Annotated in this window: 1 protein-coding gene; it reads left to right on the top strand. The window is 74.3% G+C overall.

The window, feature by feature from the left end; genetic code table 11:
* The coding region (locus SB660_RS20650; RefSeq protein ID WP_410584215.1) for a nitrogen regulation protein NR(II) at nt 1-272 on the top strand (272 nt) is incomplete at both ends.

Below are 272 nucleotides of genomic sequence, written 5' to 3'. Positions count from 1 at the left end.
GCCGCGTGGCCGACTGCAACCTGGCCTTCGCGCGCTGGCTCGGGGTCAGCCGCAAGCGTCTGCTCGAACAGCCGCTGGCCGCGCTGGAAGTCGACGGCGAGGCCTTGCGCCTGGTGCTGCGCCATCTCGGCGACGCCAGCGACGCGCCGCTGCGCGTGCGCCGGATCGCGCTGGCATTCCTCGGCGGCGAGCCGCGCTTCGCCGACGCCTGGCTGTCGCGCGATGCCGACGGCCAGGTGCTGCTGGAGGCGCATCCGGTCGACGAGTTTCCC

Source organism: Bacillus sp. SIMBA_005 (assembly GCF_046535585.1).
Classification (GTDB): domain Bacteria; phylum Bacillota; class Bacilli; order Bacillales; family Bacillaceae; genus Bacillus; species Bacillus pumilus.
This window is presented reverse-complemented; position numbering and strand designations above follow the sequence as displayed.